Genomic DNA, 7,697 nt, shown 5'->3' with positions numbered 1-7,697 from the left:
GCCCTGCCCACCCTTCAAAAGCTTCGCCCGCGCCAGCTCCTGGCGCGCGATCTTCTGCGCCTGGACGAGAGAGTTCTTCGCCATGTCCTGCAGGCGCAGGCCGCCGAGCGGCAGCGTGATACCGTCGCCGATCGCCTCGCCATTGATGTCGACGAGTTCCAGGCTGCCGCCGCCAAGGTCGCCGGCGATGCCGTTGGCCGGATAGAAACCGGAAATGATGCCGAGCGCCGAATAATGCGCTTCCTGGCGGCCGGAAAGCACGCGGATCTCGGTCTTCAGCACATCCTCGGCGCGGTGGATGAAGTCCGGGCCGTTGACCGCCTCGCGGGCGGCCGCGGTCGCCAGCACATAGATGTGCTCGGCGCCGGCTTGATCGGAAAGCGCGCGAAAACGGCGGAACTCCTCCATCGAGCGCGTCACCGCCTCGGGATCGAGCTTGCCCGTCGAAACGATGCCGCGGCCGAGGCCGGCCAGCATCTTTTCGTTGAACAGCATCGTCGGCGAGCGCGCCAGCCCTTCATAGACGACGAGGCGGATCGAGTTCGATCCGATGTCGATGATCGACAGCGGCCGCCGGTCCTGGAGCCGGCCCTGCGAGACTGAAATCACGCGGCGCCGTTCTTCTTGCGGCGCTTGAACTGGGCAATGCGCCTTGGCGCATGCGATTTCAGCGCGTCACCCCGTCCGGAAAGGCTCGGATTGGTCATGAAATATTCCTGCGCGTTGAACGGTTCCTCGCCCTCCTCGAGCGCGGCGCGCCGGGAGGTGCCATCAGCCAATACGTCGAAACTTTGCTGATTGTCCATGATGTTGCCGAGCATGATCTGGCCAAGCACCTGTTCATGCACAGTCGGATTGGTGATCGGCACCAGGGTCTCGACGCGGCGGTCGAGATTGCGCGGCATGATATCGGCCGAGGAGATGTAGACGATCGCTTCGTCGGACGGCAGACCGTGGCCGTTGCCGAAGCAGTAGATGCGGCTGTGCTCTAGGAAGCGGCCGACAATCGACTTCACCCTGATGTTCTCGGAAAGACCCGGCACCTGCGGCCTCAGGCAGCAGATGCCGCGCACGACGAGATCGATCTCGACGCCGGCGCGGCTGGCGTCATAGAGAGCGTCGATGACGGTCGGATCGACGAGCGCGTTCATCTTCATCCAGATACGGGCCGGCCTGCCTTCGAGCGCATGGGCGATCTCCTCGGCGATGTGCCTGAGGATGCGGTCGCGCAGCGTGAACGGCGACACCGCAAGACGCATCTCCTCGGCAGGCTCGGCGTAGCCGGTGATGAAGTTGAAGATCTGCGCGACATCGCGCGCGATCGTCGGGTCGGTGGTGAAGAAGGACAGATCGGTGTAGATGCGGGCGGTGACCGGATGATAGTTGCCGGTGCCGAGATGCACGTAATTGCGCAGCCGGCCGTCCTCGCGGCGGACCACCAGCGACATCTTGGCGTGTGTCTTCAACTCCAGGAAGCCGAACACGACCTGGACGCCGGCGCGCTCGAGGTCGCGCGCCCAGCGGATATTGGCCTCTTCATCGAAGCGCGCCTTGAGCTCGACGAGCGCCGTCACCGACTTGCCGGCCTCCGCCGCGTCGATCAACGCCCGCACGATCGGGCTGTCGTTCGAGGTGCGGTAGAGCGTCTGCTTGATGGCGACGACTTCCGGATCGGCCGCCGCCTGGCGCAGGAACTGCACCACGACGTCGAACGATTCGTAGGGGTGGTGGACGATGATGTCCTTCTCGCGGATCGCGGCCAGGCAGTCGCCGCCATGCTCGCGAATGCGCTCGGGAAAGCGCGGGTTGTAGGGCGTGAATTTGAGGTCGTCGCGCGGGATGGCGACGATCTCGGAGATCTGGTTGAGCGCCAGCGGCCCGGTGAGCACGCTGATGCGGCTCGACGACACTCCGAGCTCGCCGGCGACGAAGTCGCGCAACTCGGCCGGCATCAGCGTGTCGAATTCGATGCGGATAACGGAGCCGCGGCGGCGGCGCTTCAGCGCCGTCTCGAACAGGCGAACGAGGTCTTCCGATTCCTCCTCCACCTCGATATCGCTGTCGCGGATGATGCGGAACGTGCCCGAGCCCTTGACCTCATATCCAGGGAAGAGCTTGCCGATATAGAGGCCGACCGCTTCTTCCAGCGGGATGAAGCGGACATGATGCTTGCGGTCGGGCAGACGGATGAAACGCCGTAGCGCCACCGGCAAGCGCAAGAGCGCGCTCATCTCCTCGCCGTTCTTGCGGTGGCGCAGCTGCAGCGCCATCGAGAAACCGAGATTGGGGATGAACGGGAACGGGTGCGCCGGGTCGATCGACAGCGGCGTCAGCACCGGGAAAACCTGATCCTGGAAATGCTCCTCCAGCCACGCCTTCTCGTCCTTGGTCAGGCCGTCGCGGGGGATGCTTTCGATGCCTTCCTTGTTGAGCAGCTCCATCAGAGCCGACAGGCTCTTCTGCTGGTCTTCCTGCAGGCGCTCGACCTCGCGCAGCAATTGCTCCAACTGCTGCTCGGGCGTGCGGCCGTCCGGGCTCTTCAACGCGATGCCCTCGCGCACCTGACCGGCGAGGCCGGCCACGCGCACCATGAAGAACTCGTCAAGATTTGCGGCCGAGATCGACAGGAAGCGGACGCGCTCGAGCAGCGGGTGATGCTCGTTCAGCGATTCCTCGAGCACCCGGCGGTTGAACTGCAGCCAGGAAAACTCGCGGTTGACGAAACGGTCTGGATTGCCGCCGTCCGGGCTCGCCGCCTCGACGGTGATGAACTCGCTCTGCACCGGCTTCAGTTCGTTCATGGTTCCTGCTCTTGGCCACAAGGTCGTTCTATGAGCGCCATACGCCGCCGGACGCGCTATGCACGCTCTAACACGCTTTTATGACGCATGATGTCACGGAATCGCTTTGTTTCCGGCCTCATGCGCTTAACCGGCTCAACTTATCCTCTGCCAGCCTTTTGCGACAGTTTCATTTCATCGATCTTGCAAACCGGCCGGTTATGATCCAGATGCAAACGGGCCGAACTGAAGGAGACGACGATGGCAGGCGGTACCATTCCCCATTTCCAGAACGACGCGGGCCATCCGGCGATCGATATCGGCGTCAAGGAATTCATGTGCACCGGCGCCAATCCGCCTTTCGACCATCCGCATGTATTCCTCGACATGGGGGACGACAATGAAAAGGTCTGCCCGTACTGCTCGACGCTCTATCGCTATTCGCCGAAGCTGAAGGCGACGGAAACCGAGCCTGCCGGCTGCCTCTATATCGACCAGGCCGCCTGATCGCGGATCTGGGTGACCGCTAGACCATGGAGGCGGCGCGGTCCCGGCAGGTCGTCATCGCCGGGGCCGGTATCGCCGGACTGACGGCAGCTCTTGCCTTTGCCGAACACGGCCATGCCGTCACGGTGCTGGAACAGGCCAGCCAGCTCGAAGCGGTGGGCGCCGGCATCCAGCTTTCCCCCAACTCGACCCGTATGCTCAGCCGGCTCGGCGCGCTCGACCGGTTGCGGCTGAGCGCCATCCGCCCGGAAGCGGTGGTGCTGAAGGACGCCGCCACCTTGCGGGAACTGGCGCGCGTGCCGCTCGGCCAGACCGGCGAAGAGCGCTGGGGCGCGCCCTATCTGGTGGCGCACCGCGCCGACCTGCAGGCCGCGCTGGCGGCGCGCATGGCAGAGCATCCCGAGATCCAACTCGTCACCGGCGCGCGGGTGACGGACGTCGCTGTTCAGCCGCAAGACATCGCCGTCGCCGCTGAAACGGATGGCGGCAGCATCGAGGCCGCCGGCGGCCTGCTGATCGGCGCCGACGGCGTCTGGTCGTCGGTTCGCAGGCTGCTTGCGGGTCGAGAGCCGGCCTTCGGGAAGAACCGCTTCTCGGGCGAGCTGGCCTGGCGCGCAACGGTCGCAGCGACAAGCGCCGCCGGCCAGGCTTTTGCGGCGATCGCCGCCGGCGACTGCATCACCGCCTTCCTCCATCCCGGCTTCCATATGGTCGCCTATCCGGTGAGCAAAGGCAGCGACTTCAACCTCGCCGCTTTCACCAAGGGCGAGCGCATCGCCGAAGGCTGGTCCGGCCATGCCGATCCCGCCATTCTCGCCAGCGCCATGCGCGGCACGTCGCCCGCGCTGGCAAGGCTTGTCGCGCTTGCCGGGCCATGGACGGCGTTTCCGATCCACACCGTCGAGCAGACGCGCTGGACGATGCCGCAGGGCGTAGCCCTGATCGGAGACGCGGCGCACGCCATGACCCCGTTCGCGGCGCAGGGCGCGGCGATGGCGATCGAGGATGCCGCGACGCTCGCCGATCTGGTCGCCGACTTCGCCGGCGATCCGCGGCAGAACCTCTCCACATGGGAAAATCGCAGGCGCCCGCGCATCGAGAAGGTGCTCAGACGCGGCGCGCTCAACCGCATGGCCTGGCACGCATGGGGCCCGGTTGCGATCGCGCGCAATTTCGTGCTGGCGACGCGCCCGGCGGAGAAACTCGCGGCTGATCTCGACTGGCTCTATGGATGGGAAGAGCGGAAGGTGGTGCGGCGGTAGGGGCCTAGCGGGCGGCCGACAAAATTGGATTGGCCGGCGGGACAGCGCCCCCCTCTGTCCTGCCGGACATCTCCCCCACTTGGGGGGAGATCAGCTGTCACCGCTGCCTTCGCCAATGGTCAACGTTGCAGGATAAGAGCCGGCGCTCCAACTGCGAATCTCCCCCCTCGTGGGGGAGATGTCCGGCAGGACAGAGGGGGGCGCGAAGGAACGCGATACTTGCCATTCGCGGAGCGCCACCTCAATCATACAACCTCAACGACACCCCCAGCGACACCGGCAACGGGTTCCACCAGCCGGTGCGCAGGCCGGCGGTGCGCAGTGCCGCCGTCGTCCAGGTGTTGCAGCCGATCAGCGCGTTGAAATTGCCATTGGCCTCATAGAAGCGATCGAAGCTGGAATAGGCAGCACTGTCGATAACCATCGGCCCGTTCGACCCCTGTTGGAAATTCGCTTGAATGTAATCGAGCAGCGCGGAGAAATGCGCCTCGTCGATGTCGAAGCCGGCGACGTTGGGATGCGGCTCTTCAATTGCGCCGGCGACGTCGACATGCATGACCGAGGCATCGAGCGTCAGCGCCTTCAAGACAGGCGCGGCCTTCAGTTCGGACCAGTTTGGCGTCTCCAGATAGAAGGCGCGGCCGCCCCAGCCGAAGACGAAATAGCGTGCGGCCGGCGCATCGGCAGGCTGGCCGGCCTCGACGAGAAAACGGAAGCGCCGGCGTACATCATAATCCAGCGGTATCGCAATGTCGGTATGGATCGCGTTCTTCAGAACCAGTATGTGCCGGGTGCTCTCGCCTGCGGCTCTCGCTGCCGGCCAGAGCGGGTGCGGCACCAATGTTCCGATCGCCGCGGCTAGAGGCGCCGCCGCCACTAATGTCGCAAGGTATCGCAGGAATTTTCGCATCAGGCGCGGTAGGTCCGTCGCATTTGCCGCCGCGAGACTGGCCGAAGCCGTTCGTGACTTCGTCATCCTCGGGCTTGACCCGAGGATCCATGCCGTGACCTTTGCCGTAGGGCGCAACGGCGCAGAATTCTGAACCGCAACGAAGCCCCGATGTCACGGCATGGATTCTAGGGTCTGCGCCGCGTCGCTTCGCTCCTTGCTCCGCCCTAGAATGACGAAGCGGAGAGGCGCTTCGAGCACCCTGTTACCGGCCGCCGCTTCAGTGCAGGATCTGCGACAGGAACAGTTTCGTGCGCTCATGGCGCGGATTATCGAAGAACTCGGCCGGCGTGTTCTGCTCGACGATCTGGCCCTGATCCATGAAGATCACCCGGTTGGCGACCTTGCGGGCAAAGCCCATCTCGTGGGTGACGCACAGCATGGTCATGCCTTCTTCGGCAAGGCCAACCATCGTCTCCAGCACTTCCTTGATCATTTCCGGGTCGAGCGCCGAGGTCGGCTCGTCGAACAGCATGATGCGCGGGTTCATGCAGAGCGAGCGGGCGATCGCCACGCGCTGCTGCTGGCCGCCGGAGAGCTGTCCAGGATATTTGTTGGCCTGCTCCGGGATCTTGACGCGCTTCAGGAAATGCATGGCGATTTCCTCGGCCTGCTTCTTCGGCGTCTTGCGCACCCAGATCGGCGCCAGCGTGCAGTTCTCCAGGATTGTCAGATGCGGGAACAGATTGAAGTGCTGGAACACCATGCCGACCTCGCGGCGCACCTCGTCGATCTTCTTCAGATCGTTGGTGAGTTCCTTGCCGTCGACGATGATCTTGCCCTTCTGGTGCTCTTCCAGGCGGTTGATGCAGCGGATCATGGTCGACTTGCCGGAGCCGGACGGACCGCAGATGACGATGCGCTCGCCACGCATCACCTTGAGGTTGATGTCCTTCAGCACATGGAACTCGCCATACCATTTGTGCATGCCGACGATGTCGATGGCGACATCTGTCGTCGAGATGTGCATCTTCTTGGCGTCGACCTTGAGGTCTTCCGCGCTGACGGCGTTTTCGGTGGCCATGGCCAATTCCCCTTTTTATCGTTTGTAGCCGGTGTCCAGCCGGCGCTCGGTGTACATTGAATAGCGCGACATGCCGAAGCAGAACAGCCAGAACACGAAGGCGGCGAAGATCAGGCCGGACTTCGGGGTCTGCGGCGTCGCCCAGTTGGGATCGGAGAAATTCTGCTTCACCACGCCGAGCAGGTCGAACATCGAGATGATGAGCACCAGGCTGGTATCCTTGAACATGCCGATGAAGGTGTTGACGATGCCGGGAATGACCAGCTTCAGCGCCTGCGGCAGCACGATCAAGCCCATCTTCTGCCAATAGCCGAGGCCGAGCGAATCGGCGCCCTCATACTGGCCCTTCGGGATCGCCTGGAGGCCGCCGCGCACCACTTCCGCCATATAGGCGGCGGCAAACAGCGACACGCCGATCAGCGCCCTGAGGTACTTGTCGAAGGTAACGCCCTCGGGAAGGAAAAGCGGCAGCATGACGCTCGCGAAGAACAGCACGGTGATCAGCGGAATGCCGCGCACCGTCTCGATGAAGACGACGCAAAGCCATTTGACGATCGGCATCTGGGAGCGACGGCCGAGCGCCAGAGCGATGCCCAGGGGCAGCGACACGGCCATACCAACGAAGGAGAGGCTGAGCGTCACCAGCAGCCCACCCCAGCGCGAGGTCTCGACATGCGGCAGGCCGAACACGCCGCCGACCAAAAGGAAGTGGGCGACGACCGGCAGCACGAGGAAGAGCAGGATGGCGTTCAGCCCCTTGCGCGGCACGCGCGGGATCAGCATAGGCACCAGCAACACCACGAACAGGATGGCGACCAGGATAGGCCGCCAGCGTTCCTCGATGTGATAGGTGCCGAACATGAACTGGCCGAACTTGGCGTTGACGAAAGCCCAGCAGGCGCCGGTCCAGCCGTCGGGCTGGATACCGCCTTGCGAGACGGTGGCGCAGACCGTGCGGTCCGGCCCGGTCCACACTGCGTTTATGAAGGCCCAGTTGATGACCTGCGGCAGGATCCAGGCGACTATGGCGATGCCGAGGATGGTCAGGATAGTGTCGCCAACCGAGGCGGTCAGGTTCTTGCGCACCCAGGCATAGGCGCCGCGCTCGCCAGGAGGCGCCGGCTGCGCCAGCGTCATCTCGGTGCGCACCCAGGACATGTCGTGTTCCTGCATGG

Annotated in this window: 6 protein-coding genes and 1 pseudogene; 2 read left to right on the top strand and 5 right to left on the bottom strand. The window is 64.1% G+C overall.

Features of this window, described 5'->3' with window-relative positions; genetic code table 11:
• Positions 1-609, bottom strand: a pseudogene (locus tag A9K71_RS15555) (exopolyphosphatase); the annotation flags it as partial.
• Complete coding sequence (locus A9K71_RS15550; protein ID WP_066997167.1) at positions 606-2,801, bottom strand: RNA degradosome polyphosphate kinase; 2,196 nt, start codon at positions 2,799-2,801, stop codon at positions 606-608. The pseudogene A9K71_RS15555 and the gene A9K71_RS15550, both read right to left, overlap by 4 nt.
• Positions 2,802-3,041: 240 nt before the next feature.
• On the opposite strand from A9K71_RS15550, the gene A9K71_RS15545 reads away from it, so the two are divergent.
• Entirely contained in the window at positions 3,042-3,287 is a 246-nt protein-coding gene (locus A9K71_RS15545) for a zinc-finger domain-containing protein (RefSeq protein ID WP_066997164.1), read from the top strand.
• 26 nt (positions 3,288-3,313) lie between these two features.
• Positions 3,314-4,549: an FAD-dependent monooxygenase gene (locus A9K71_RS15540; protein WP_066997161.1), complete on the top strand. Its 1,236-nt coding sequence runs from the start codon at positions 3,314-3,316 to the stop codon at positions 4,547-4,549.
• 241 nt (positions 4,550-4,790) lie between these two features.
• On the opposite strand, the gene A9K71_RS15535 is transcribed toward A9K71_RS15540, so the two are convergent.
• From A9K71_RS15535 to A9K71_RS15525, 3 genes are all read right to left on the bottom strand, one after another.
• Complete coding sequence (locus A9K71_RS15535; protein ID WP_066997158.1) at positions 4,791-5,459, bottom strand: TIGR02117 family protein; 669 nt, start codon at positions 5,457-5,459, stop codon at positions 4,791-4,793.
• A 259-nt stretch (positions 5,460-5,718) separates the two neighbouring features.
• Positions 5,719-6,522, bottom strand: coding sequence for an amino acid ABC transporter ATP-binding protein (locus A9K71_RS15530; protein ID WP_066997155.1), 804 nt, complete (start codon positions 6,520-6,522; stop codon positions 5,719-5,721).
• A gap of 15 nt (positions 6,523-6,537) precedes the next feature.
• The gene (locus tag A9K71_RS15525; protein WP_066997152.1) at positions 6,538-7,695 is read right to left on the bottom strand and encodes an amino acid ABC transporter permease; all 1,158 of its coding nucleotides are present in this window, start codon (positions 7,693-7,695) and stop codon (positions 6,538-6,540) included.
• Between the last annotated feature and the right edge of the window lie 2 nt (positions 7,696-7,697).

The sequence above is a fragment of the Mesorhizobium sp. WSM3873 genome (assembly GCF_001672445.1).
GTDB lineage: Bacteria > Pseudomonadota > Alphaproteobacteria > Rhizobiales > Rhizobiaceae > Mesorhizobium.
Note: the sequence above shows the minus strand (reverse complement) of the source record. Positions and strands in the feature narration are given on the sequence as shown.

Bases quoted from the DNA above. Each gene is read 5' to 3' on its own strand.
- A9K71_RS15550 (WP_066997167.1), bottom strand. From the start codon at position 2,801: ATGAACGAACTGAAGCCGGTGCAGAGCGAGTTCATCACCGTCGAGGCG.
- A9K71_RS15545 (WP_066997164.1), top strand. From the start codon at position 3,042: ATGGCAGGCGGTACCATTCCCCATTTCCAGAACGACGCGGGCCATCCG.
- A9K71_RS15540 (WP_066997161.1), top strand. From the start codon at position 3,314: ATGGAGGCGGCGCGGTCCCGGCAGGTCGTCATCGCCGGGGCCGGTATC.
- A9K71_RS15535 (WP_066997158.1), bottom strand. From the start codon at position 5,459: ATGCGAAAATTCCTGCGATACCTTGCGACATTAGTGGCGGCGGCGCCT.
- A9K71_RS15530 (WP_066997155.1), bottom strand. From the start codon at position 6,522: ATGGCCACCGAAAACGCCGTCAGCGCGGAAGACCTCAAGGTCGACGCC.
- A9K71_RS15525 (WP_066997152.1), bottom strand. From the start codon at position 7,695: ATGCAGGAACACGACATGTCCTGGGTGCGCACCGAGATGACGCTGGCG.